This window comes from Neisseria sp. P0019.S003 (assembly GCF_051957115.1).
GTDB lineage: Bacteria > Pseudomonadota > Gammaproteobacteria > Burkholderiales > Neisseriaceae > Neisseria > Neisseria flavescens_D.
In genome coordinates, this window is record NZ_JBQCWT010000002.1 from 88369 (window position 1) to 113775 (window position 25407).

The 25407-nt window shown below is 47.6% G+C and carries 23 protein-coding genes and 3 tRNA genes; 12 read left to right on the plus strand and 14 right to left on the minus strand.

What is annotated here, in order from left to right; translation table 11 throughout:
• Positions 1-2: 2 nt before the first annotated feature.
• The 3 genes from ACTHTS_RS03520 to ACTHTS_RS03530 all read right to left on the minus strand — a co-directional run bounded on the left by ACTHTS_RS03520 (position 3) and on the right by ACTHTS_RS03530 (position 1922).
• Positions 3-293 carry a chaperone modulator CbpM gene (locus ACTHTS_RS03520; protein WP_003747441.1) on the minus strand — a complete coding sequence of 97 codons (291 nt, stop codon included), beginning with the start codon at positions 291-293 and terminating at the stop codon, positions 3-5.
• A 15-nt stretch (positions 294-308) separates the two neighbouring features.
• Complete coding sequence (locus tag ACTHTS_RS03525; RefSeq protein ID WP_440369234.1) at positions 309-1268, minus strand: DnaJ C-terminal domain-containing protein; 960 nt, start codon at positions 1266-1268, stop codon at positions 309-311.
• Between the two features lie 192 nt (positions 1269-1460).
• Complete coding sequence (locus ACTHTS_RS03530; RefSeq protein WP_440369235.1) at positions 1461-1922, minus strand: hypothetical protein; 462 nt, start codon at positions 1920-1922, stop codon at positions 1461-1463.
• A gap of 564 nt (positions 1923-2486) precedes the next feature.
• On the opposite strand from ACTHTS_RS03530, the gene ACTHTS_RS03535 reads away from it, so the two are divergent.
• Entirely contained in the window at positions 2487-2651 is a 165-nt protein-coding gene (locus tag ACTHTS_RS03535) for a hypothetical protein (RefSeq protein WP_440369236.1), read from the plus strand.
• Between the two features lie 83 nt (positions 2652-2734).
• Here ACTHTS_RS03535 and ACTHTS_RS03540 read toward each other — a convergent pair whose 3' ends face one another.
• Positions 2735-3439, minus strand: coding sequence for a peptidoglycan DD-metalloendopeptidase family protein (locus tag ACTHTS_RS03540; RefSeq protein ID WP_440369237.1), 705 nt, complete (start codon positions 3437-3439; stop codon positions 2735-2737).
• Positions 3440-3709: 270 nt separating this feature from the next.
• On the minus strand, positions 3710-6094 hold the full coding sequence (gene ppsA / locus ACTHTS_RS03545) for a phosphoenolpyruvate synthase (protein ID WP_440369238.1): 2385 nt from the start codon (positions 6092-6094) through the stop codon (positions 3710-3712).
• Between the two features lie 417 nt (positions 6095-6511).
• Between ppsA and ppsR the strand changes: the two genes are divergently transcribed.
• Positions 6512-7333, plus strand: coding sequence for a posphoenolpyruvate synthetase regulatory kinase/phosphorylase PpsR (gene ppsR / locus ACTHTS_RS03550; RefSeq protein ID WP_440369239.1), 822 nt, complete (start codon positions 6512-6514; stop codon positions 7331-7333).
• Between the two features lie 56 nt (positions 7334-7389).
• On the opposite strand, the gene dcd is transcribed toward ppsR, so the two are convergent.
• From dcd to ACTHTS_RS03570, 4 genes are all read right to left on the minus strand, one after another.
• Complete coding sequence (dcd, locus tag ACTHTS_RS03555; protein ID WP_003680541.1) at positions 7390-7956, minus strand: dCTP deaminase; 567 nt, start codon at positions 7954-7956, stop codon at positions 7390-7392.
• Positions 7957-8081: 125 nt separating this feature from the next.
• Positions 8082-8513, minus strand: a complete 432-nt coding sequence (locus tag ACTHTS_RS03560; RefSeq protein ID WP_293202597.1) for a hypothetical protein — start codon at positions 8511-8513, stop codon at positions 8082-8084.
• 22 nt (positions 8514-8535) lie between these two features.
• The gene (locus ACTHTS_RS03565; RefSeq protein WP_440369240.1) at positions 8536-9318 is read right to left on the minus strand and encodes an ADP-ribosylglycohydrolase family protein; all 783 of its coding nucleotides are present in this window, start codon (positions 9316-9318) and stop codon (positions 8536-8538) included.
• Positions 9319-9396: 78 nt separating this feature from the next.
• Positions 9397-10296, minus strand: a complete 900-nt coding sequence (locus ACTHTS_RS03570) for a recombination-associated protein RdgC (protein ID WP_003747432.1) — start codon at positions 10294-10296, stop codon at positions 9397-9399.
• A 133-nt stretch (positions 10297-10429) separates the two neighbouring features.
• Here ACTHTS_RS03570 and ACTHTS_RS03575 point away from each other — a divergent pair.
• Together ACTHTS_RS03575 and serS are read left to right on the plus strand one after the other, a co-directional pair.
• Positions 10430-10505: transfer RNA gene (locus tag ACTHTS_RS03575), tRNA-Glu, on the plus strand.
• Positions 10506-10630: 125 nt separating this feature from the next.
• Complete coding sequence (gene serS / locus ACTHTS_RS03580; protein WP_440369241.1) at positions 10631-11926, plus strand: serine--tRNA ligase; 1296 nt, start codon at positions 10631-10633, stop codon at positions 11924-11926.
• A 66-nt stretch (positions 11927-11992) separates the two neighbouring features.
• On the opposite strand, the gene ACTHTS_RS03585 is transcribed toward serS, so the two are convergent.
• From ACTHTS_RS03585 to ACTHTS_RS03595, 3 genes are all read right to left on the minus strand, one after another.
• On the minus strand, positions 11993-12232 hold the full coding sequence (locus tag ACTHTS_RS03585; RefSeq protein ID WP_440369242.1) for a putative hemolysin: 240 nt from the start codon (positions 12230-12232) through the stop codon (positions 11993-11995).
• Between the two features lie 128 nt (positions 12233-12360).
• Positions 12361-13164, minus strand: a complete 804-nt coding sequence (locus tag ACTHTS_RS03590) for a basic amino acid ABC transporter substrate-binding protein (protein WP_049347925.1) — start codon at positions 13162-13164, stop codon at positions 12361-12363.
• Positions 13165-13240: 76 nt separating this feature from the next.
• Complete coding sequence (locus ACTHTS_RS03595) at positions 13241-13492, minus strand: NGO1151 family protein (RefSeq protein WP_070588139.1); 252 nt, start codon at positions 13490-13492, stop codon at positions 13241-13243.
• A 165-nt stretch (positions 13493-13657) separates the two neighbouring features.
• Here ACTHTS_RS03595 and ACTHTS_RS03600 point away from each other — a divergent pair, with 165 nt between their 5' ends.
• The 4 genes from ACTHTS_RS03600 to ACTHTS_RS03615 all read left to right on the plus strand — a co-directional run bounded on the left by ACTHTS_RS03600 (position 13658) and on the right by ACTHTS_RS03615 (position 16752).
• A complete protein-coding gene (locus tag ACTHTS_RS03600) occupies positions 13658-14464 on the plus strand; it encodes a hypothetical protein (RefSeq protein ID WP_440369243.1) in 807 nt (268 codons plus the stop codon).
• A gap of 121 nt (positions 14465-14585) precedes the next feature.
• Positions 14586-15146 (plus strand): DUF3465 domain-containing protein, encoded by a 561-nt coding sequence (locus ACTHTS_RS03605; protein ID WP_440369244.1) that lies wholly within the window; start codon positions 14586-14588, stop codon positions 15144-15146.
• A gap of 143 nt (positions 15147-15289) precedes the next feature.
• Positions 15290-16459 (plus strand): O-succinylhomoserine sulfhydrylase, encoded by a 1170-nt coding sequence (metZ, locus tag ACTHTS_RS03610; protein ID WP_440369245.1) that lies wholly within the window; start codon positions 15290-15292, stop codon positions 16457-16459.
• Positions 16460-16545: 86 nt separating this feature from the next.
• The gene (locus tag ACTHTS_RS03615; RefSeq protein ID WP_003680520.1) at positions 16546-16752 is read left to right on the plus strand and encodes a DUF2788 domain-containing protein; all 207 of its coding nucleotides are present in this window, start codon (positions 16546-16548) and stop codon (positions 16750-16752) included.
• Between the two features lie 66 nt (positions 16753-16818).
• On the opposite strand, the gene ACTHTS_RS03620 is transcribed toward ACTHTS_RS03615, so the two are convergent.
• Together ACTHTS_RS03620 and ACTHTS_RS03625 are read right to left on the minus strand one after the other, a co-directional pair.
• Complete coding sequence (locus ACTHTS_RS03620) at positions 16819-17610, minus strand: Cof-type HAD-IIB family hydrolase (protein WP_440369246.1); 792 nt, start codon at positions 17608-17610, stop codon at positions 16819-16821.
• A 197-nt stretch (positions 17611-17807) separates the two neighbouring features.
• Positions 17808-19199: an exonuclease domain-containing protein gene (locus tag ACTHTS_RS03625; RefSeq protein WP_440369247.1), complete on the minus strand. Its 1392-nt coding sequence runs from the start codon at positions 19197-19199 to the stop codon at positions 17808-17810.
• Between the two features lie 115 nt (positions 19200-19314).
• On the opposite strand from ACTHTS_RS03625, the gene ACTHTS_RS03630 reads away from it, so the two are divergent.
• The 4 genes from ACTHTS_RS03630 (at position 19315) to ACTHTS_RS03645 (ending at position 25333) form a co-directional block, all read left to right on the plus strand.
• Positions 19315-19391 (plus strand) — tRNA-Arg (locus tag ACTHTS_RS03630).
• 12 nt (positions 19392-19403) lie between these two features.
• Positions 19404-19478 (plus strand) — tRNA-Glu (locus tag ACTHTS_RS03635).
• Between the two features lie 168 nt (positions 19479-19646).
• On the plus strand, positions 19647-21872 hold the full coding sequence (locus ACTHTS_RS03640) for a DNA internalization-related competence protein ComEC/Rec2 (RefSeq protein ID WP_440369248.1): 2226 nt from the start codon (positions 19647-19649) through the stop codon (positions 21870-21872).
• A 320-nt stretch (positions 21873-22192) separates the two neighbouring features.
• A complete protein-coding gene (locus tag ACTHTS_RS03645) occupies positions 22193-25333 on the plus strand; it encodes an Mbeg1-like protein (protein WP_440369249.1) in 3141 nt (1046 codons plus the stop codon).
• The last annotated feature ends 74 nt before the right edge of the window (positions 25334-25407 follow it).

Consider the following 25407-nt stretch of genomic DNA (forward strand, 5'->3'; position numbering starts at 1 on the left):
ATTTACTCTTCTTCGAGCAGTACCAGCGGACGCTGTATTTTTCTGAGCTCTTCCACCTCGTCCAACAGCCGCATAATCAGCCCCAATGCAGGAATGCCGGCCTCAAAATCACGGCTTAAGCGTTGTGCGCGACGGATGCGGGCAAGATGAAAACCACTGAAGGTGCTTTTTTCGGGCGCACCATCTATGCTGATGATGTCTTCTGCTATAAGTTCCAACAGCCAATCGCGACGGCAGCGGCTGGCGGCAACGATTTCTTCAAAAGTAAGGGTAACATCGGAGGACTGAATCATAATTTATCCTTTCTCTTATGCTTGTTTCACGGCAAAGTGTTCGGCCAATTTTTCCCATGCGGCACGGTCGGCTTCGCTCTCTACTGGCGGAACATTAATGCGGATATTGAGATAAAGGTCTCCGGCTTCTTTTGCAGGAATACCTTTGCCTTTGAGGCGGATGCTTTTACCGCTTTGGCTGTTGGCAGGCAGATTGACCTGCAAGCGGCCTGAAGCGGTAGGGACGATGATTTTGCCGCCCAATACGGCTTCCCAAGGTTTGACATCTATTGTTTGATATACGTCTTTTCTGTTTTTGACGTATAAATCAGGTTGGTCGTGGAACTTGATTTTTAAGTACAAGTCACCGTTTTCACCGCCGTTATATCCCGGCAAACCTTGACCGGCCAAACGGATTTGTTGGCCTTCTGCAATGCCTTTTGGGATTTTGACGTTGAGGGTTTTATTTTGATAAACCGCACGTCCGTATTCGTCTAGAGTCGGCACATTCAAAGTCATGCTACGTTCTGCGCCAACATACGCTGCGTAAATATCAATACTCAATTCAGCATGTTGATCCTCGCCTTTTATTGGGCCGCGGGGTTGCTCGGAACGAGTGTGGGATTGGCGGAATGATGAAAACAGATCTTCAAAATTGAAGTCTCCCGCTCCGAACGGTTCGCCTTCATGACGTTCATAATGGAAGCCGCCACCGTTAAACCCATTGCCAAACGGATTGCCGCCTTGACCGAACGGATTGCCTCCGGCGCTGCGTCCGTAAGGATTAGCCAACATTTCATCGTATTCGACCCGCTTTTCTTTGTTGGAAAGCGTTTCGTAGGCACGGTTGATTTCTACCGTGCGTTCGGCTGCGTCAGGTTCTTTGCTGACATCGGGGTGGTATTTGCGCACCAGTTTTCGGTAGGCTTTTTTGATTTCGGCCTTATCCGCATCTTTGGCAACGCCTAGTATTTCATAATAGTTTTTTTCTGCCATGTTATTCCTTTGACTGCTCATATACAAAATTCTTATATTTTTAATAATTGAGGGTAGATATTCTAAAATCAAGGGCGTTGAAAATAAAATTCTCTATTTCTGACAATGATTAATGGATAATTTATTTCTTTGTTTCTAGAGTAATAGAAAATATAAAGGCCGTCTGAAATACGGTTTTTCAGACGGCCTTTATCAAATTGGGGTTTTATTTGTCTTGAGCGTTTTTTGTTCGCTAACAATCCATTGGGCAATATCTGAACCCAAGACTTTAGAAGTGCGGTTCAAGACGGCGCAAGAGCTTTTATAAGCGCCAAACATGCCACCGGAAGAGTTGCGGGTAAAGGTTTTTTTATTAACTTGTTTGCCGTCAACATACAAAGTGGCTGAAACCGCCATACCTTTGGCGTGACCGATAAAGGCATTGCCTGCACTCATGGCGGAAGTGATGGCGATATCTGCGTATGTACCTTGTTTTTTACCATCACGGACAACCGTTACATCACTTTTGGCTGCAGTTTCTTGCAAAGATTTGGACATAATGCTGCCCACTTCTAAACACTCGGAAACAATACGGGTATCGATTTCTTCTTTATCGCGGTAAGGGATGCTTTCATCAATATGGATATCTGCGCTGGCAAATGCAGAAGCAAACAAGAATACGGTTGCAGTAGTTTTAATATACTTCTATTTCATTGTTAAGCATTTTTAAATATGGGGTTCTATGAAATATCAGTAGATATAATTGTTGAAAGTAAGAGGCTGCAATATTTTTGTTGGCGTTGACCAATAATTGAGCTGCTTTTCAGGCAGTAATTCTTGTAATGAATAGGTCAATTAGATTATATATAACTAAAAATTTTTTAAAATTGTTTATTTGGCTTTGGGTGGTATTTGTAGTTGAATAAATACGTTTATTTAAGTTATATTCCGTTTATCTAAAATGGGTTGTAAATTTATGTGAGTATGATATTTTTGGGAGAATTTTAGTAGATATATGCGGGGTTGAGTTTCTCTAACATCGTTATAGTTTGTTATAGAATATTGTTGATGAGATGATGTTTTAGGTAGTTAGGACTTAAGGGTTACGTTAAATTTTCCTAAGTCCATTCTTTTAAATAATATTAGGTGTTTATGTTAAAGATTGCTATTTTTTTTATGGTGTTGTATGGTGTAACGCTATGTTTTTATCATTATTTTACATTAGATATTAGGAGGAATATGGATGAGTATCGCCGAAGAAATAGCATGGCGGTGTGGAATGAAATGTATTGGGCATATCAAGAGGGAGATAAAAAAGCTAAATTAGCATATATTTTTTATATATTAAGTTTTATTAATGCAATAATCGTATTTGGATTAATTTTAATGATTCGTTTCAAATAGGAAAGAATGAATACGGACAGTGTTCTTAAGTATAGCAAGGCCGTCTGAAATAAAGTAATTTCAGACGGCCTTTGATTGAGGTATTAATTTGTTCTGGCCAAATAAGGCAGGGGATCGACTGCTTTGCCGTTTAGACGAACTTCAAAATGCAGCTTGATGTTGTCTGAATCGCTGCTGCCCATAGTAGCGATAACTTGGCCTGCTTGGACTTTTTGATCTTTTTGTACAAAAAGCGTGTCGTTGTGGGCGTAGGCGGTAATGGTGTAGTCATTGTGGCTGATCAAAATCAGCTTGCCGTAACCGCGGACTTCTTCGCCAACGTAGATAACGGTACCGGCTGCGGCAGAGCGGATTTGTTGGCCTTGTGTACCTGCAATATCTATGCCTTTGCTGGTGGTGCCATTGTAGCGTTGGATAATGGAGGATGAAGCATTATCGGTTGGCCATTGCAGGTTCAATCGGTTGATCGGGGTAACGGCAGTGGTTTGGCGTTGCTGTGTTGCAGTGCTGCGTGGGGCAACATGACGGCGGACGCGCAATACTTGGCCGACTTCAATTTGTGAGGCGTTGGGAAGGTTATTCCAGGCAACCAGTGTGTTGACATTTTGTCCGTAGCGTTTGGCGATTTGGGTCAGGGTATCGCCAGGACGGACTTTGTAGTAGCCGTCAGGTACGGCGCGGTTGGAAGAGGTATTGTTGCCGGCGCAGGCTGCTAAGACGGCAATGGTGCTGATGAGGGCCAGACGTTTTAAGGCCGTCTGAAAGGTGGAAATAAAATTTGTATTCATGGGTTGTTTCTAAATGTATCGTTATGCTGTGTATGATAGATAAGAAGAGTGAAAAAAGGTTCACTCAAAAGGCATGGGATAAAATGCGGAAAGGCAATATAGTACCATTGAGAATTTGTGGGTATGGCAGAATATTTTTATATCTTTTTGATGCAAAGGGACTTTTTTGATAAGGTAAAAGAAAGTGAAAGTTTTTTCAGACGGCATTGAATAAGGCAATAAAAATCCCCTGCCGGGATAAACGGGCAGGGGATTTTTGTCTTATCGAACTTATTTGTTCAATTCGTTAGCCAGATACAGCCAAGTTTCAATCACGGTATCAGGGTTGAGCGATACGCTCTCGATACCTTCTTCAACCAACCATTTGGCAAAGTCAGGATGGTCTGATGGTCCTTGACCACAAATACCGACGTATTTGTTTTGTTTGCGGCAAGCAGAGATTGCCAAGTGCAACATCACTTTAACGGCAGGGTTGCGCTCGTCGAAGGAGTCGGATACCAAACCGCTGTCACGGTCGAGGCCGAGGGTCAGCTGGGTCATGTCGTTAGAGCCGATGGAGAAGCCGTCGAAGTATTGCAGGAATTGTTCTGCCAATACAGCGTTGCTTGGCAACTCGCACATCATGATCAGGCGCAGGCCGTTTTTGCCGCGTTCCAAACCGTTTTCTTTCAGGGCTTTAACAACAGCTTCTGCTTCACCCAAAGTACGAACGAATGGAATCATGATTTCGACGTTGGTCAAACCCATTTCATCGCGAACGCGTTTCAAGGCTTTACACTCGAGTGCGAAGCAGTCTTTGAAGTTATCGGCTACATAACGCGCTGCACCGCGGAAGCCCAACATTGGGTTTTCTTCATGCGGTTCGTAAATGCTGCCACCCACCAAGTTAGCGTACTCGTTGGATTTGAAGTCAGACATACGGACGATGGTTTTGCGTGGATAAACCGAAGCAGCCAAAGTTGCCACACCTTCTGCGATTTTATCGACATAGAAGTCGACAGGAGAAGCGTAGCCGGCGATGCGGCGGGTAATTTCCGCTTTCAATTCGTCGTCTTGTTTGTCAAATTCCAACAAAGCTTTAGGGTGGATACCGATTTGACGGTTGATGATGAATTCCATACGTGCCAAGCCGATGCCTTCGCTAGGCAGGTTGGAGAAGCTGAATGCCAATTCAGGGTTACCAACGTTCATCATTACTTTGACAGGGGCTTTAGGCATGTTGTCCAAAGCAACATCGGTAACTTGTACGTCCAGCAGGCCGGAGTAGATGAAGCCGGTATCGCCTTCGGCACAAGATACGGTAACTTCTTGGCCGTCTGAAAGCAGATCGGTTGCGTCGCCGCAGCCGACTACGGCCGGAATACCCAATTCACGCGCGATAATCGCTGCGTGGCAGGTACGGCCGCCGCGGTTGGTCACGATGGCAGAAGCACGTTTCATTACCGGCTCCCAATCCGGGTCGGTCATGTCGGTAACGAGTACGTCGCCTGCTTCAACGGAATCCATCTCTGAAGCATCTTTCACCAAGCGAACTTTACCTTGGCCAACTTTTTGACCGATGGCACGACCTTCGCACAAGACAACTTTTTCGCCGTTGATAGAGAAGCGGCGCAGGTTGCGGCTGCCGTCTTCTTGAGATTTTACAGTTTCAGGACGCGCTTGCAGGATGTAGAGTTTGCCGTCCAAACCGTCGCGGCCCCATTCGATGTCCATTGGGCGGCCGTAGTGTTTTTCGATGGTCAGCGCGTAATGAGCCAACTCGGTTACTTCGGCATCGGTAATGGAGAAGCGTTGACGGTCTTCTACAGGTACATCAACGTTGGTGACAGATTTACCGGCTTCGGCTTTGTCGGTAAAGATCATTTTGATTTGTTTTGAACCCATGGTTTTGCGCAGGATAGCCGGTTTGCCTGCTTTCAAAGTAGGTTTGAATACATAGAATTCGTCAGGGTTTACCGCGCCTTGTACGACGTTTTCGCCCAGGCCGTAAGAAGAGGTCACGAAAACGACTTGGTCGTAACCGGACTCGGTATCGATGGTGAACATCACACCGGACGCGCCGCTGTCGGAGCGCACCATGCGTTGTACGCCGGCAGAAAGGGCAACGATGTCGTGTTCGAAGCCTTTGTGGACACGGTAAGAAATGGCACGGTCGTTGTACAGGGAAGCGAATACATGGTGCATGGCTTCTTTAACGTTTTCCAAGCCGTTGATGTTCAAGAAGGTTTCTTGTTGACCGGCAAAAGAAGCATCCGGCAGGTCTTCTGCTGTTGCGGAAGAACGTACGGCAACGGAAATGTCCGCACCGCCGGCATCGGTAACCATTTTGTTCCAAGCTGTTTCGATTTCAGCATCCAGCTGCTCAGGGAACGGAGTATCCAAAATCCATTGACGGATTTCTTTACCCACGCGTGCCAATTCGGCAACGTCTTCAACATCCAGTTGTTTCAGGGCTTCGGAAATACGCTCGCTCAGACCATTGTGAGCCAGGAAAGCACGATAAGCTTCGGCTGTGGTTGCAAAACCGCCGGGAACGCGCACGCCTTTTTCAGTCAGTTGGCTGATCATTTCGCCCAAAGAGGCATTTTTACCGCCCACTCGCTCAACGTCAGTCATACGCAGGTTTTCAAACCAAATAACGTAGTTTTCGGCCATTTGTGTGTCCAATCCAATCCAAAAAATGTTAAAAAAGAAACAAATCCGCCTGCTTATTGTAGCCATTCGTTTGATGGCTGTCATGTGTTTTATCTTTTTAAAAATCACAAATTCGTCTGTGATATTGTGCTTTTCAGGCGTGTAACCTTCTGAAATGTGAATATCAGATTCATGTTTTTACGTGTTATCTTCTTGTTAAATATGGAAAACAAAATAAGTTAATAAATTTGATAAACAAGATTTATTTTACAATTTTAGAATAAAATTCTACAAAATAGTAAAAAATAAAATTTTGTGCCAATTTAAAAATTGTTCAAATTTGTTGTAATCCTGTGTAATCTGTCGGGAATCGCTTTATTGCAAAGGCTGTAACTGCTATGATTGCCGTCTGAAACGTTACCCTCAAGAGGATTCATTATGACTGATCCACGCCAAGTCTTCTATATTTCCGACCGAACCGGCCTGACCGCTGAAAATATCGGTGAAGCCTTGCTGAACCAATTTGGCAATGTTGAGTTCAAACGCCATACCTATCCGTTTATCGATACGTCTGAAAAAGCGCGTGCTGTTGTAGACAAAGTCAACCAGTCAGCTGAAAAATTCGGCGTGCGCCCGATTGCTTTTGTCAGTGTGGTCAATGACGAAATCCGTGAAATCATCAAGAAAGCCAATGCGTTCCATATTAATTTCTTTGAAACCTTTCTCGGTCTTTTGGAAAAGGAACTCAATACGGAGGCGGTTGCCGCCCAGCAGGGGCACCACAGTATTGGCAATACCCAACGCTATGATGCGCGTATGGAGGCGGTCAATTTTTCACTGAATCATGATGACGGCGTCAGCGATAAAAACCTGCAGGAAGCGGATGTGATTTTGATGGGCGTATCTCGTTCGGGCAAAACGCCGACCTGTCTCTATCTGGCTCTGCAATACGGTATCCGCGCCGCAAACTATCCATTGATTCCCGATGATTTGGAATCAACCGATTTGCCGCGTATGGTCAAACCTTATAAAGACAAGCTGTTTGGTTTGACTATTCAACCCGAGCGTCTGCAGGCTATCCGTCAGGAGCGCCGTCCTAATTCGACCTATGCCAAAATCGATACTTGCCGCAGCGAGATTGCTGATGCGCAAAATATGTTCAAACGCCACGGTGTACCGTTTACCAATACAACCGATAAATCAGTGGAAGAACTTGCCGTTCATATCTTGCAGGCTTGTAAGTTGAAACGCCGTTTCTAAATGAAATGATAAAAGGCCGTCTGAAATTTCAGACGGCCTTTTTTTATTTTGTATATTTAAGTCTTAGGCAGGGTAACACCGGTTTGTCCCATGTATTTGCCGTTTCGGTCTTTGTATGAAGTTTCGCAGACTTCATCGCTTTCAAAGAATAAGACTTGAGCCACGCCTTCGCCTGCGTAGATTTTTGCCGGTAGCGGCGTGGTGTTGGAAAACTCAAGCGTAACGTAGCCTTCCCACTCAGGCTCGAACGGGGTAACGTTGACGATGATGCCGCAGCGTGCGTAGGTGGATTTACCTAAGCAGACGGTTAGGACGTTGCGCGGGATGCGGAAATATTCGACTGTGCGCGCCAGTGCAAAGGAGTTGGGTGGAATGATACAGCAGTCGTCTTCGACTGTAACGAAGTTTTTCGGGTCGAAATTTTTCGGGTCGACGATGGTGCTATTGATATTGGTGAAGATTTTAAATTCATTGGCACAGCGGATGTCGTAGCCGTAGCTGGATGTGCCGTAGGAAATGATGCGTTGGCCGTTGGCCTCTTTGATTTGGTTGGGCTCGAACGGCTCAATCATGCCGTGTTCTTCGGCCATGCGGCGTATCCATTTGTCGGATTTAATGCTCATGGTGGTTGTCCTGGGGTAAGGGTTGTTTGGAAATTCTTTAAAATCAACACAACAGCCTTTAGGCGGGCTTGTTCATTGATGTTTCAGACGGCCTAAAATATGGATAAGGCCGTCTGAAAGGCTGTTTATTTGGTTTTGGAAGCGGATTTCTTAGGCAGTTTGACTTCTTTAATCATACCGTCTTCGCATTTCATGATGAAGACGGGTGTGCCGTTTTGGGAGGCGGTAAAGTTTCCGTGCGCCCTGCCTTTTTTGAACATGCCTTCCAGCGTCATATTGCGTAATTTGGCGCTGTTGGAGGAGAAAGGTTCGATAAAGGTTTCGCTGTTGCTGGAAACGGTATATACGCCTTTGCCGTCAAATTTTCCGTCTTTAAAGGCTCCGACATAGCTGCGGCCGTCTTGGCATTTCCATGTGCCTTTGCCAGATGGTTTGCCGTCTTTGCCGACATCGCCATCGTAAACGCAACCTTTTTCCTGATAAGGATTGATGGTTTCGGCAATGGCAGGCGTACCCAGCATGAAGGCGACGGGAAGTAGGGCGAGGTATTTCATCATTCATTCCTTTTTGCAGGCAGTTTCAGACGGCCTGATATTGGGATTCAAAAGTCAGCAGGGTTTCAGCAATACGGCGTGGCAATATGGCTAAAGCGTGTTCGCGCATGGATACAGGGATACCATGGTAGGCTTCGGCAATACTGCCGGCAATGGTCGCCAAGGTATCGCTGTCACCGCCCAGGGAAACCGCCAGTCGGATGGCGTGTTCAAAATCATCGCTTTCAAGAAAGGCGGTAACTGCTTGAGGTACGGTTTCCTGACAGCTTTCGTTGAAATGATAATGCGGGCGGATTTGGTCGCAACTTTGGCTCAAGTCGTAGCCGAATTGCCGTGTAATGTTTTCTTTGATTTGCGCTTTGCCCATGCCGGTACGCGCCCAAAAGATGGCAGCAGCTACCGCTTGCGCGCCTTTAATGCCTTCTGGGTGGTTGTGCGTTACGATGGCGGATTGTTCAGCAAAATGCAGGGTTTCTTCCAATGTGGCAAATGCCCAAGCGACAGCAGAAACACGCATGGCCGAGCCGTTGCCCCAGCTATTATAAGGTTCTGGATCTTTCCATTCTATCCATTGTGAAAAGCGGCCGCCATATGCGCCTTTAGGGCAGGGATATGCCCTGCACCAGCCTTGTAAAATAGAGGCCAAATTATCGTTGCAGCCTTGTAAAACCCAATCGGCGATGGCAACAGTGCAAATCGTGTCATCGGTAAAGTCGCTGTCGGGGCTGAAAATATCGAAATCGGTATGACGGTAGTTGTCAAACTCGAATCGTGATCCGGCAATATCGCCAATGACTGCGCCCAACATCATGACATCCTTTCCGATACTTCTATTTACATTTCAGACGGCCTTTGATATTTCCCAATCAAAAGGCCGTCTGAAAAATTATTCTTGCCAGCCGCCTAAATAAGAAACCAGCTCTTCCAACATAGTGCTGATGGCTTCAGTCATCAGGATTTGCGAGGCAAAGGCGAGGCTGGCGGCATCGTCGCCGTTACTTTCGGCTTCTTCTTGCAAAACGTCCAGATACTGGATGCGTTTGAGCGTAAAGTCTTGGGTAAGGATGAACGCGATTTGTTCTCGCCATACCAAGCCAAGCTGGGTAACAGTTTTGCCGTTTTTGACGTGTTGTACCACTTCATCGGCGGTCAGGTCTTGTTTGGAAACTTTGACGACCGGGACAACATCGCCTACGCCTTTGAGTTCGCAATCGCTGTCCAATTCAAAACCGCCCTCACAGTGGCCTTGCAGCAGCCAGCTGGTCATCAGGGAGGAGGGCGATTGTTTGGTGTTGGGCAGGGCTGCTTCAAGGCCGCCCAAGGCTTCGCGCAGTTTGGTCAGGATATTTTCCGCTTTGGCAGATGCGGCATTGTTGACCAAAAGATACCCGTGGCGCGTGTCGAAAATCGCCTGTGTGCGACTGCTGCGCGTAAAGGCACGGGGCAGCAGGTCGTCAGTAATCTGTTCTTTCAGCTCTTGTTTTTCCTTGCGACCGACATTACGCGCTTCGTTGTTTTGGATTTCCAAAACCTTTTCATCCAAAATATCGCGGATGACACCGGCAGGCAGGACTTTTTCTTCTTTTTTCAGAGCAACGCGCCAAGTGTAATCGGCAGGGAAAACCAGCTCGGGCGAAAAGGAAACCGGTGTGGCAAAGCCTTCGCTAAACCAGTCCAAACCCTGACAATGGGCAAATTCGGATTGCGCCAATTTGTCGGCAAGGACTTCCAATTCGGGCAACTTGTCTTTGTTGAGCGGATAAAAACTGATTTGCTTAAACCACATAGCGAGTTTTCCTTTTTATTAAAACCGGCATTATACAGGGAAAATAACATACGGAAATCGGCAGTATCTTTAAAAATGCAGTAAAGGCGTTGACAGAAGAAAAGGCTTTCTGTATAGTTCGCGCTTCGGTTACGCGCCCATCGTCTAGAGGCCTAGGACACTGCCCTTTCACGGCGGCAACCGGGGTTCGAATCCCCGTGGGCGTGCCAGAATTCTTAAAAAACGCTCCTGCTTTTTTCAGGGGCGTTTTTTGTTTTCAGACGGCCTGTCGCTGTGAAAATATCTTTAAATTGGTTTACAATAATGCCATTCTGAATCTTAACGAGAGAAAACAATGTTAGACATCCAATTGCTCCGCAGCAATACCGCCGCAGTTGCCGAACGTTTGGCCGCACGCGGTTACGAGTTTGATACCGCGCGTTTCAACGCTTTGGAAGAACAACGCAAAGCCGTTCAAGTGAAAACAGAAGAGTTGCAGGCTTCGCGCAACAGTATTTCCAAACAAATCGGCGCGTTGAAAGGTCAAGGCAAACACGAAGAGGCTCAAGCTGCAATGGATCAGGTTGCCCAAATCAAAGCGGATTTGGAGCAGGCTGCCGCTGATTTGGATGCCGTTCAGAAAGAATTGGATGCTTGGCTGCTGAGCATTCCGAACCTGCCGCACGAAAGTGTGCCTGTCGGTAAAGACGAAACTGAAAACGTTGAAGTCCGCAAAGTGGGCACGCCGCGCGAATTTGATTTTGAAATCAAAGACCATGTTGATTTGGGCGAGCCTTTGGGCTTGGATTTTGAAGGCGGTGCGAAACTGTCCGGCGCGCGCTTTACCGTCATGAAAGGTCAAATCGCCCGTCTGCATCGCGCTTTGGCTCAGTTCATGCTGGATACGCACACGCTGAAACACGGCTATACCGAACATTACACGCCTTACATTGTGGACGATCTGACCCTGCAAGGTACGGGCCAACTGCCTAAATTTGCAGAAGATTTGTTCCACGTTACCCGCGGCGGTGATGAGAGTAAGAAAACGCAATATCTGATTCCGACTGCTGAAGTAACGCTGACCAATACTGTTGCCGACAGCATCGTGGCCGGCAGTGATTTGCCGTTGAAATTGACTGCGCATTCCCCATGTTTCCGCTCCGAAGCGGGCGCATACGGTAAAGACGTGCGCGGCTTGATTCGCCAACACCAATTCGACAAAGTGGAAATGGTGCAAATCGTTCATCCGGAAAAATCATACGAAGCGCTGGAAGAAATGGTCGGCCATGCTGAAAATATTTTGAAAGCGTTGGAACTGCCATACCGCGTGATCACTTTGTGCACCGGCGATATGGGCTTCGGCGCAACCAAAACCTACGACTTGGAAGTTTGGGTTCCTGCGCAAAATACTTACCGTGAAATTTCCAGCTGCTCCAACTGCGAAGATTTCCAAGCTCGCCGCATGAAAGCGCGTTTCAAAGATGAAAACGGTAAAAACCGTTTGGTACATACTTTGAACGGCTCAGGCTTGGCTGTCGGCCGTACTTTGGTGGCGGTATTGGAAAACCATCAAAATGCCGACGGCAGCATTAATGTTCCTGCTGCGTTGCAACCGTATATGGGCGGCGTGAGCAAATTGGAAGTGAAATAATCGCTGTTTAAAAGAAAAAGGCCGTCTGAAACTTGGGTTCAGACGGCCTTTTATATGGTTTAGCAATTATTTGTTGTGTTGACGGAAATATTCCCATTCTTCAACGACTTTACCGTCAGGCAAGTGGCACACGCCGTATTCGCCACCATCTTTGTCTTTTTTGATTTCGGATTTGCCGCCTTGTTTGACGCAGAATTCGGAAGCCGGATTGGCTGCGCCGAGGTTAGGAGATTCTTGTTTTTCAGAAGCGGAGCAGGCGGCCAAAGTGGTTGCGGCAGCCAGACTGAGGATAATGGGTTTGATCATGGCGTGTCTTTCATTTGAAGGATAAAAACAAGCGGATTATAGGGGACGCTTGCGTTAAATGAGGTTAACCAGACAAAGGCCGTCTGAAAAGTTTTCAGACGGCCTTTAGTTTAGGAAGTCATACCGGATTATTTGGCTGCTTCGGTTTTTTCGCCTTCTTTAGCAAAGTATTTGGCGTAAATTTTGTCGTATTCGCCACTTTCGCGTACTTTTTTCAGCGCATCGTTCAACATTTTGATGGTTGCTTCGTCGCCTTTGCGTGCAGCGATACCGTAGTTTTCGATGGTGAAGTCAGGCAGGGAGATGAAATCCAAGCCTTTAGTCGGGTTGTTTTTCACATAGTTTGCAATGACCGCGCTGTCGCTGACGACGGAGTCCAAACCGCCGTTTTCCAATTCTTTGATAATCAGGGGAACGCTTTCAAAGCGGGCGATTTTCGGATTGTCGTTGCCCAAGAGTTTGGAAACGGAGAAGTCGCCGGTGTAGCCAGTTACCACGCCGACTTTGGCCATGTTTTTCAGGTCTTCGGAAGAAGCTACTTTTTTGCCTTTGGGAACGAGGACAACTTGGGTGATTTCAAAGTATGGATCGCTGAAGAGCATGCTTTGTTTGCGGTCGTCAGTGATGGTTACGCCGGACATTACGATGTCTACGTCGCCGTTGTTCAGCGAAGGGAAGAGGCTTTCCCATGGCTGGTGTTTGAATTCGACTTTGAAGTTGCCGGCTTTGGCCATGGCATTCATCAAATCTACGTCAAAACCTTCTACTTTGCCGGCAGAATCCAAAGATTCAAATGGGGCAAACTCGGCGTTGGAGCCGACACGGTACACTTTATCGGCAGGAGCAGAGGCATTGTTGCTTTGACCGCCGCAGGCAGTCAGGGCAAGGGCGGAACAAGCGAGGGCAGTGGCCAGCCATTTTTTCATGTTCATGATATGTGCTTTCTTAATAAAATGTTAACGGATAAAATCTTAGTTTAGCATAATTTTGTGAACAAACTAGCCGAAATCAGTGGTCTTTTTCTCGGAAAAATGCGTAGGTTACGTCATGGAAGAGGTCGGTGTGCGGGCTGTCTTCATAGCTCAATTCCGCCAACGCGTCTTCAAAGGCAAGCTGGATGGATTCTACGGCATCGTTGGCCATGTCGGAGGGCAGGGAACGGATGAGGCCTTTGAGGGCGGTGGCGAGGACGTGGTTTTGCATACGCAAAACGTCGTTGGCTTCTTCCAAGTATTCGAGGCGTTGTTCGATGCTGCTCATGATGTATCCTTGAGGGTGTATTAAATAAAATAGTGATTATATAGTGAATTAATATTAAAATGTTACGCTTGCGCCGGCTTGCCGGATATGTCCAACCATCGGCCGCAGTTCAAGCGTTTTTTGTTTGAATGCGGTTCACAATAAAAATGAAAAAACGAGATTATTATGGAAAACAACCGTCTTGACCCCACAGCCCTCGAGGAAGAAGACCTGAATTGGGAAAAACGCTTGGAAAGATTGCGTCAGGCACGACAATTCAATACCGCGCCGACCCATGTGCCATTGGTCAAAAAATCGGAAGAGGCTGTCGATGTCGCGCCTAAAACCGCGCCTAAAAAAGAATATAAACTGGATGCCGACAATCGCGAAAAAGTGCTGCAGGAGTATTTGTACCGCTGGCAGCTGGAACACAATACCGCCCTTGCCGAAGATGGCGAAGCAGTGGAAACCGATGCAATGGTGGTCTTGCAGGACAACTGGTTGAGCGCGCAATCGGCGTTGCAGGCTGCGGCTTCAGACCGCCATATCGAATCGACGCGCACTGTCAGACTGAATCCGAAATCGGGTGCCGTAGATTTTGATGTGGCTGAAGCAGAAGAAACTGAAAAACCGGAAAATGATGGTACGGAAGCGGCTGAAGGGGCGGTTTCAGACGGCCTTGAACCTGAAAAAGAACCGGCCGTCAATGTCCATATCAATGTTTTGAACCCGCAGGCGATTGGTCGTCGGGAAGTATTCTGCGTTTCTGAAAAAGATTTGACCGAGCGTCTGATTAAACGTTTGCGCCCCCATGTGGCCGATGCGGTCAACGGCATGATTCGGATTGCCGTGCAAAAACAAATGGCCGTGTTCACTTACCAGTTGCAGCAAATGCTCAACGAACAGGCGCCGGGTTTGGTGGAAGATGTATTGGAACACAATGTCAAACGTATTTTGGACGATATGAAGGTTGAAATGAAATACCGTCGCTGAGCATCCGGGCCGTCTGAAAAGTTTCAGACGGCCTTTGGCATAAATTTCCCTTAAAATTTTGCGAAGCGTGTATAATGGCGGCTCACGTTTTCGTGATAAATATCCTTTCTAAATAGTTGATATGCCCGATGCAGAATCGGGCATTTTTTTTGAGATTGTTATGAATAAAAACAAAATCATTGTATTGCTGATTGCTCTGGTTGCCGTATTTGCCTATCAAAAAATGCAAAACAAGCAGCCGCTACAATCGCAGAATCAGCAGAAAATAGAAGCCGTTCAAAAACAAAACAATGCGGGCGGAGAAAACGCCGATACGGCTCAACAGCAAACCGGTTCGGGCAAACAATCGGCAGAAGCGGTTTTGAAACAGGCGTTTGGAAACGAACAAAGCGATATTCAGGTTGAGGGCGAGGGCACGGTATGGAAAACCCTGCCGGATGACAACAAAGGCACGCGCCACCAACGCTTTATCTTGAAGCTCTCCAGCGGCCAGACGCTTTTGGTGGCACACAATATCGACCTTGCCGATAAGATTAAAGGCTTGAAAAAAGGCGATAAAGTAGCGTTTTACGGCGAATACGAATGGTCGGAGCAGGGCGGCGTTATCCATTGGACGCACCATGACCCGTCAGGCCGGCATACTGACGGCTGGTTGAAACACGATGGCCGCCTTTATCAGTAAAAACGGTTTTCCTGTTTTTTCAGACGGCCTGAAACACGGCCTTCGGCTTGAAAGATGGTAGAAATCGGCGCAAAATGTTAACAAGTTAAACAGACGGAAAATATTGTTCCGTCCATTGGAATACACAGTAGATTGGAGAATAAATGAACAAAAAACTTCATCCGCAAACGCTGGCCATCCGGGGCGGCAAAGAGCAGACCGAATATCGTGAACACAATCAGGCGCTGTTTTTGACCAGCAGCTTTATGTGGGAAAGCGCGCAACATGCGGCAGATTTGTTTTCCAAAAAAATTAAAGGCTTTACCTATACCCGTACAGCCAATCCGACTACTGCCGCCTTTGAAAAACGCATTGCTGCATTGGAAGGCGCAGAGCGCGCAGTAGCCACTTCGACCGGTATGTCTGCAATTCAGGCGGCGTTTTTTACCTTCTTGCAAGCAGGCGACCACGTTGTTTCCAGCCGCAGCCTGTTTGGCACGACCGTCGGTTTCATCAACAACATCGTTACCAAGTTCGGCATCGAAGTCAGCCATGTATCGCCGGTTGATGTAGATGAATGGAAAGCAGCCATCAAGCCCAATACCAAACTGTTTTTCTTGGAAACCCCGTCCAACCCTTTGGGCGAAGTTGCCGACTTGGAAGCGTTGGCAGAACTGGCGCACAGCATTGGCGCACTTTTGGTGGTAGACAACAGCCTCTTGTCGCCCGTCGGTTCGCAGCCTTTGAAGCACGGTGCGGATATTTCCGTGTCTTCTGCAACCAAAGCGATTGACGGACACGGCCGCGTGATGGGCGGCGTGTTGGCCGGTTCGGAAGAATTGATGACGCAAGTTGCCGTATATTGCAACTCTTGCGGTTTAGCGATGTCTCCGTTTAACGCATGGCAATTGTTAAGCGGCGTGGAAACCCTGTCGCTGCGTATGGAAAAACAGTTTGATAATGCGTTAAAAATCGCCCAATGGCTGCAACAACAGCCGCAAGTCCAAGCCGTGTACTACACCGGTTTGCCCGACCATCCGCAAGCCGAACTGATCCGTAAACAGCAAAACGGCGGCGGCATCGTCATCGGTTTTGAAGTCGCCGATCAGGAAGCCGCATGGAAAATCGTGGACGGCGTAGAACTCTTTTCCCGCACTGCCAACCTCGGCGACGTGCGCTCGACCATCACCCACCCGTGGACAACGACCCACGGCCGTATGCAGCCTGAAGAAAAACTTGCCGCCAATATCCGCCCGGGATTGGTGCGCCTGTCTGTCGGCTTGGAATACGTTGACGATTTGATTGAAGATTTGAAACAAGTCTTGAACAAATAAGTTTAAAAAAGATATTTCAGACGGCCTGTTGCGATAAGGCCGTCTGAAGTTTATGAACACACATCTAAATCATACAAGGAAAGAATATGACTGAAGCAGAATTTGCCTCATGGGCAATGAAAATCCTACTGAGCGGCCTGATTATCTTTTTGGGCTTTATCGTTTGGAACTTGGGTAAAGAATCCAAAGCCGGCAAATTCGGTATTGCCATGCTCTTCTTGGTTTTGGGCTTGGGTGTGTTTGGATTCGTATTTAAAGAATTGCTGATTAGCTTTTTGGTATTGCCGAAGTAAGCAGAAAGTTTACAGATAGAACAAGGCCGTCTGAAAAATGTTCAGACGGCCTTTTGATTTGATGGTTTAAATGACGCCCAATTCTTGCAAGCCGCGCAATACGCCGTCTTCATCGACACTTGGGCAGACGAATTGTGCGGCGGCTTTGGCAGCTTCTTCGCCATTGCCCATGGCAACGCCAAAGCCGACGGTTGACAGCATTTCCAAGTCGTTGAAGCTGTCGCCGAATGCCATTACTTTGCTCATATCAATGCCCAATTTTTCCACTGCGTGGGCGATGCCCCGTGCTTTTGAACCTTCTTTGCGCAACAGGTCTACAGCATATTCATGCCAGCGGACGGTTTTGAAGCCGTGTTGCTGGGTCAGCGGTTGCAGGATTTTTTCTTCTTCCTTATCCACAAAGACCAACATTTGATAAACAGGCTGTTTGCGGAAATATTCTTTGTCCGTCAGGAAGTTGGGCAGGATATGCGATAAACCTTCGACAACGCGCGGAGATTTGGAGGAAACGGCAATTTCTTGGTTGTTGACGAATGCGTAGTCTATTTTGTGTTGTTCAAGCAGGTTGATGGCGGTTTCGATGTCGGCAATATCCAAGGGGTAGCTTTGCAGGGGTTTGCCGCGAAAGGAAATATATTGGCCGTTGATAGTAACGAGCATATCGATACCGCATTCTTGAATCAAGGCTTTGACTTTGGCGGGAATGGCGGCTTCCGGACGGCCGGTGGCAATCGCTGTCAGAATACCTTTGGCTTTCAATGCGCGCATGGCTTTGGCAACCGAAGGGCGCAGGGTATCTGTGTATTTTCGGTAGAGGGTGTCGTCGATGTCAAAGAAGATGATTTCAGGGTTGTTCATGGTTTACTCGTTGGGCTGGGTATACACAGTTTTCATTGAAAATTGTGTGAACAGCTTGTGTATAAATTGGTTTAGTATTTGATTGCTATTATAAAAATAAGTTCTGATTAAAATTTAGGCAGTTTTTGTTTTGAGAATAAAGCGGAAAGTTACTCACAATAGGCCGTCTGAAGATTTGGTTTTCAGACGGCCTTGTTTTAAGCAATCAAACGGATATTTTCTTTGTCTTGCCTGAATTTGTTTTTAATCACGATAGGCAGGCTGCTGTCGAAATACCAGCTTCCATCAGGCAATGCCAACGCGCCGCTGGCGCAGAGCAGGGTAATGCTGTTTCCGGTCAGGGGGTCGGTTTCGGTAATTTCAATTTCGTGTGCTTTGCCCCAATCGGTTACGGGAAGTAGGGCGGCAAGCTCGGTAATGCGTTGATTTTGATGTTTGATGCCGTTTGGCTGGCGACAGTTGCCGTTGCATTTTCCGACAGCCTCAACGGGGCAGGGTTCGCCCTTTGCGTAGCTGGTCGGCAAAATATTGAGCGAATCTGGGCAGAGCCTGTGTTCTTGCGACCATTGCGTCAAGGCACGTTTGGCTGCTTTTTTGTGGGCAAACAAACCGTATGGACGCCAGTTTCTGGTGCCGCTGTTTAACAAGACAATGCGTGCTTGAAGGCTGCCGTGTTCGTCAGCGATAAAGCGGACGGTAGAAAACGATGTGGACTTTTCAGATGGCATCAGTTGGTATTCCTGCATGGTCTGGGCTTTGAGCCATAATGTATGAAGCTGACCGAGTGCCGGAATAAAACGGATGGAGGCCGCGGCTTTGATGTGCGGCGGCAGTTTTTTGCTGTGCAGCAGGGTGGCGGTTTCACTGTATGCGCGTTCGTGTGCTTCAATGGCTTGGGCTTTGCCAAAATGGTCAAACCAAACCAATACGCCGTAACTGTCGGGCAGGGCATAGAGCTGTTGGGCAAGCGAATCAGGCAGCCAAGTGGGCAACATTTTCGGATTCATTAATACACGGACGTGTTCGTCCCATTGTTGATGATTTTTTTCTGCCAGGCTTAATTCGAGATAATCACACAATGCGGCAACATCGGTCATGGCGCGGTGGCGGTTGGCCGTCTGAATGCCGGTGCGTTCGATAATGCTGTCGAGGCTGTGTTTGTAAAACTCAGGATACAGGCGACGTGACAGTTGAACCGTACAGAGCGAGGGTGCGGCAAAGTCAGTATGAATACGGGCAAACTCGTGGCGCAGGAAGGTGTAGTCAAAGCGGCTGTTGTGGGCAACGACCACTGCACCTTGCAATAGCGGCAACAAATCGCCTGCAATATCGGCAAAGACAGGCGCGTTTTTCACTGTTTCATCATGAATTCCGGTCAGTCTGGCAACAAATTCGGGTATGCTGCGGCAAGGATTGACCAATTGCTCGTAATGTGTGGCGCGTCCTTGCTCAAAACGAACAAGGGCGACTTCCGTTATCCTGTCTTGATAGAAATTTCCACCGGTCGTCTCCAAATCCACCACGACCACAGGCCGTCCCAAACGGGAAAATGCTTCGGATAAGAGCGGCCAGCGTGCGAAATCTGACATTTTATTCTCTGTAAATTCAATAGCAAATGCGCATTTTACACGCTGTCTGCAAGTTTTCCAAATAAAACGCTTGACAGTAAATAGCCCTCTCTTTATAATTCAAACCTTTCTTGATGCACCCGTAGCTCAGTTGGATAGAGTATCTGGCTACGAACCAGAGGGTCGGGCGTTCGAATCGCTCCGGGTGCGCCACAGAAAATCTCCGCGCCCATCGTCTAGCGGTTAGGACATCGCCCTTTCACGGCGGTAACCGGGGTTCGATTCCCCGTGGGCGTGCCAGTTTATAAAAAAGCGCAATCTGTTTCAGATTGCGCTTTTTTGCGTCTGTTGGTTTTGAAATGATTTGAACCTCTCTTTTTATCTGCTCATGCAGGTTGGCATTTGTCATAATCTACTAAAAGCATTTATTATTATATATCTAATAATCATAATTAAGGGAAAACGTTCATGGCGTGGCGGTTTGTGTTGCCTGCTTGGGTGGTGGGTGTAGTGCTTTCTTTTGCGTTACCGTTTATGCTGCCATGGTGGGTTTGGTTGTCTGTAATTATTGGCGCGCTTGCGTTGTGTCGAAGATTTGCTGTGGCTTGGTTGGTGCTGGCCGTCTGCATGGGCATGGCGTTTGAGGTGTGGCGGACTGGGCTGGTTTTGGCTGGTCAATGGCCTGTGGGGGAGGCGGAGGCTAAAGTTTTAACGGTTGAAGTGGCGGATATGCCGCGTGATGATGGTCGGCGCGTGCAGTTTGCGGCAAGGGCTTGGGATGAGCGTGGGCAGGCTTTTGATTTGATGTTGTCGGATTATCAGCGGCGTGATTGGGCGGTAGGCAGCAGGTGGTCTGTATCGGCGCGGGTAAGGCCGGTGATTGGTGAAGTGAATGTGCGCGGTTTGAACCGTGAAACATGGGCTTTGGCCAATGGTATCGATGGCATGGGTACTTTGGGGAGAGACAGGAAACTCATGCGGCAAGGCGGTGGTTTTGGTTTGGCTAATATGCGTGATGCGGTAAGCCGAAGTTGGCAGAGAATAGGGGACAAATATCCTGAGTTTTCAGACGGCATAGGGCTGATGCGTGCTTTGAGTATTGGCGAGCAATCGGCGTTGCGGCCACCTTTGTGGCAGGCATTCCGCCCTTTGGGACTGACGCACTTGGTCAGTATTTCGGGCTTGCATGTGACGATGGTGGCGGTATTGTTTGCTTGGCTGATTAAGCGAATTTTCCGTTATTTGCCGTGGATTCCGGAAAAACCGCGTGTGTGGATATTGGCTGGTGGTGTTGCAGGGGCTTTGTTTTATGCACTTTTGGCCGGTTTTTCCGTACCGACGCAACGCAGTGTATTGATGTTGGCTGCGTTTGCGTGGGCATGGTGGCGCGGCAGTGGCGGCTCGGGCTGGACGGCATGGTGGCAGGCTTTGGCCGTTGTTTTGTTGTTGGACCCGTTGGCTGTATTGGGCGTGGGAACTTGGCTGTCTTTCGGTTTGGTTGCTGCTTTGATTTGGGCTTCATCAGGCCGTCTGAAAGAGTCGGGCTGGCGTTTGGCTGTACGGGGACAATGGGCGGCGACTGTATTGTCGGTGGTATTGCTGGGCTATTTGTTTGCTTCGTTACCTTTGCTCAGTCCGTTGGTTAATGCGCTGGCTATTCCTTGGTTTTCTTGGGTGTTGACGCCGTTGGCTTTGCTGGGTTCGGTTTTTCCGTTTGAACTTGTTCAGTTGGTAGCGGCATTTTTGGCGGAATATACTTTATGCGGTTTGGTATGGCTGGCTACGGTATCGCCTGAATTTGCTGTCGCAGCGGCGCCCGTGCCTTTGCTGGTGTTGGCAATGATGGCGGCTTTGCTGTTATTGTTGCCTAAAGGCATGGGCTTGAAACCTTGGGCATGTCTGGTTTTATTGGGTTTTGTATTTTACCGTCCTGCCAAGCTGGAGGAGGGGGTGGCAAGAGTTACGGTGATGGATGCAGGGCAAGGTTTGTCGGTGTTGATACAAACGCGCAACTGTAATCTTTTGTTTGATACAGGAACGGAGCAAGTGGCGCAAACAGGTATTGTGCCGAGTTTGAACGCTATGGGCGTGCGCCGTTTGGACAGCCTGATTTTGTCGCACCATGATATTGACCATGACGGCGGTTTTCAAAGTGTAGCAGCTGTTGGTACCGATAAATTGCTTGCCGGACAACCTGAGTTTTATCCGAATGCAGAGTTTTGCCAAGAAGACAAATGGCAATGGGACGGCGTAGATTTCGAGTTGCTCAGGCCGTCTGAAAATACGGGCAAGGAAGATAACGACCAAAGCTGCGTATTGCGTGTCGTGGCAAACGGCAAAGCCTTGTTGATAACCGGCGATTTAGGCGTGAAGGGCGAGGCCGGTTTGATTGAGAAATACGGCAATGCGCTGTATAGCCAAGTGTTGGTATTGGGACATCACGGCAGCAGCACGGCTTCGTCAGGTAGCTTTTTGCATACGGTTTCGCCGCAATATGCTGTGGCATCCAGCGGCTATGCCAATGCCTACAAACATCCGACCGTTGCCGTACAAAATCGTGTCCGTGCGCACGGCATTACTTTGTTGAGAACAGATTTGTCAGGTGCATTGGTGTTTGTTTTGGGGCAAGATGATGTGTTCCGAGGCCGTCTGAAAAAGGACAAGTTTTATTGGCAGAAGAAACCGTTTGAGTAAAAAGGATAAAAGGCCGTCTGAAAGACTTTTTCAGACGGCCTTGATATTTTTTTATTTTTGACGGGCATTATCCAAATTTTGTGTGAATCCAATTGTGGATAGTTTGGTTTGATATTTGATAATAAAGAATAAATTAATCGTGATGAAAAAATAGGTAGTTTGAAAATAGGGTAATAATAACAAAGTCATTTTATAACTGTTGTTAATTTGATAATCATTTTGAATCTGTTTGGCTGAATAAATTCACTTGTTTTTAGCTTGCTTATATAATCTAAACGCATTATTGCGCATTCAAATTAAATTTAACAAAGGGAAAAGAAATGGCTGAAACTCAAAACCAACCTAATAACGAAGAGTCTGTAGTGATTATCGGCACGCGTCGTGATGATGTGCTGTATGGCAGCTTGGGGCACAATATTTTTTACGGCGGTTTAGGAAACGATACCTTTATTGTGAACAACCGGAATGACCAAATTGTTGAAAGGTACGACGAAGGTACGGATACGGTTTATACCCATACGACTTATACGTTGCCGAATTATGTTGAAAACCTGACGATGACCGGTCACGATAATATTTTTGGTTTCGGCAACAATTCCGACAACGTCCTTATCGGCAACAGCGGCAACAACCGTTTGAGTGCCGGCCGTGGCAATGATGTGCTTTACGGAGGGGCGGGTAATGACTTGCTGTTGGCAGGCGATGATGACGACAAACTTTATGGTGGCGACGGCAACGATATTTTGCGTGGCGATCATGGTAACGATTATTTGGAAGGAAACGAAGGCGACGATGTTTTAGACGGCGGAATCGGTGCAGACGTAATGCGCGGCGGTAATGGCAACGATACATATTATGTGAACAGTCAAAACGATGTCGTTATCGAAGAAGCCAATGGCGGCATTGATACGGTCTACACAGGCATGACTTACCGTTTGCCGACTCATGTCGAAAACCTGACCTTGACCGGCAGTGGCAATTATTTTGGTTTTGGCAACCATTCCGACAACGTCCTAATCGGCAACAGCGGCAACAACCGTTTGATCGGAGGCCGCGGCAATGATGTGCTTCGCGGAGAGGCAGGCTATGACTTGCTGTTGGCTGGCGATGGCGACGACAAACTTTACGGCGGTACCGGCAACGATATTTTACGCGGCGATGCCGGTAATGATTATTTAGATGGTGGCGAAGGAAATGACACGCTTGAAGGCGGTAGCGGAGACGATACTTATGTATTCCGCCGTGGCAGCGGCCATGATGTCATTTCAGACAATCTGGGCCAGAACAGCATTCATTTTGAAGGTTTGAGTGCGAAGGATATCAGTCTGACTACTCGTCCAAGCGCCAGTAATCCTGCCCTTAAAGATTGGGTATTTACGATTCGTGAAACAGGCGAAACGCTGACTCTTAAAGAGCAACACAAGACCTATTCATCTGTATCTAAGTATAAATTTGCGGATAAGGAAATGGATGTTGCTGAAATCTTCAAATATCCCGAGCACGATGCCAGCGGAGACAGCGTAACCATGCGTGTGCTTTATAAAGATGGTCACGCCGTCACACATGCCGCCGTACAAGGGCAGCATCTTCAGACGGCCTCTTTGCAGTATTGGGAAAATATTGCCACTCAAAAAAGAGCCAATGATATTGTCCGACCCAGTTATAAACAGGCGCAACATTCTATCTTTACCAAAGACAGTGATGGCGACGGTTTGGTCGATGCTATTGACCGCAATCCGCAGGAGTGGAATGTTTCCGAGCGTGATTTGCGGATGTTCTCTTCATTGGCTTATGAATCTCCGTCTGCTTTGCATACTGTGTTTAAAGGCAATTATTGGTGGAATACGCAATATGCTTCTATTGCTAAGAATATTAACGACAAATATTTTAGCAATCAGGCCAATGTATCTGAATTGGTTGGGAAATGGACATTGCTTAAGGCAGGTAGTCCGGGAGGCGGTTTGGATTATGCGATTTTCGGCAATTCGAACAAGAAGGGCGGTTGGGAAAATATCGTGGTAGCGTTTAGAGGTACGCAGGCTACCAGCATTAAAGATGTTTTGGCTGATTTGAACATTATGACCGGTAATTTGCCGGCTCAAACCAAATATCTGAATGACATTGCCCGTTATATTGATACGCTTCATGCCAAAAATGTGTATTCGACCGGACATTCGTTGGGCGGCTATCTTGCAGAATACTTTGCCGCACATACCATGCAACAGCGTAATGATTGGGCAAGTGATTTCAAACGCAGCAGTCTGTTTAATCCGGCTGTTTTGAATGTGGACAAAGCCTCGCCTGAAGCCTTAAAACAAGCACGGGATATGGCCGATAAAATGGCGGAAACACGTATCACGGACAACTCGGATACAACACAGGCACGCCATCTGTATGAAACCAATTCGTATGTAATCAAAGGCGAATGGGTTGGAGATGGTTTTTCAGGCAAAACAGGTGCGGGTATTGGTGCAGTAGTCGGTGGGATATTGGGTGCAGTGACCGGAGGACTGGGCTTTGCGGCTGGAGCTGCTCTAGGTTTAGCTGCAGGTGCTGCTGCGTCCCAAGTTCATCAGGGATTGGGTAGATACCCGAATGCCAAGGTTTTGGATTTCAAAAGCGGCGATGTATGGGGCAAACACAATATGACCAGCTTTTATGAGTCTGATACCAAACTTGAACAATACTTCTCCCAAGGTAAACGTATCGACAAGCATTACAAAAATCCTTATTTGAGGGATTCTGACCAAGACGGTTTTTCAGACGGCATTGAAAACAAATGGGGTAGCAGCAGTAATGATGCCCAAGAAACGCCATACGCAACCGGAACCTCTGCCATTTATACCGATGACCGACCTATGCTGGCGGTGGTTCAAACTGAGGATGCAGCCGGTAACGTCTTGTCCCTCAAAGGCATAGAAATGGCGGCGCACCAACAGGGCGATAAGATGGCGTATGCGGCAAACGGCAAGGAAATCGACTTAGGTAAAAACGGCTTTGATTGGTCGGTCAGCATCAGTGGAGACAACAAAGGCGTAGCGGCCTTGCATGGCAGCGCGGCTGACGATGTATTGAAAGGCAGCGATGGCAATGATTATCTGGCAGGTGGATTGGGTAGCGATACCATTGTTACCGGCGAGGGTAGAGATACGGTGGCATTTACTGCATGGGATGTCCGCGAGGGCAAACTGGATCACTTGCTGGATTTCAATCCGGTCAAAGACAAGTTGGATTTGAGCGGCATGCGTCCGCTGCTCAATGAGAAAGAAAGCCAGGTCGGCTGGGCGGATTTGTTTGTCCGCGATGTGGATACATTCAGCCCCGACCGCTCGTATCTTGTGTTCAACAGCGCTCAAAAAACCTTGGCGTATCGGGGCGCAGGAGCTGAAAGCAGCACAGAGTTCGCACGTTTCTACAATGAAGATGCTGCGCAGCTGACAGCCGCCAATATTATCGGCTGATGGTTGTTTTAAAGTTTAAGGCCGTCTGAACCTGATATTTCATGTTCAGACGGCCTTAAACTTATATAATATCC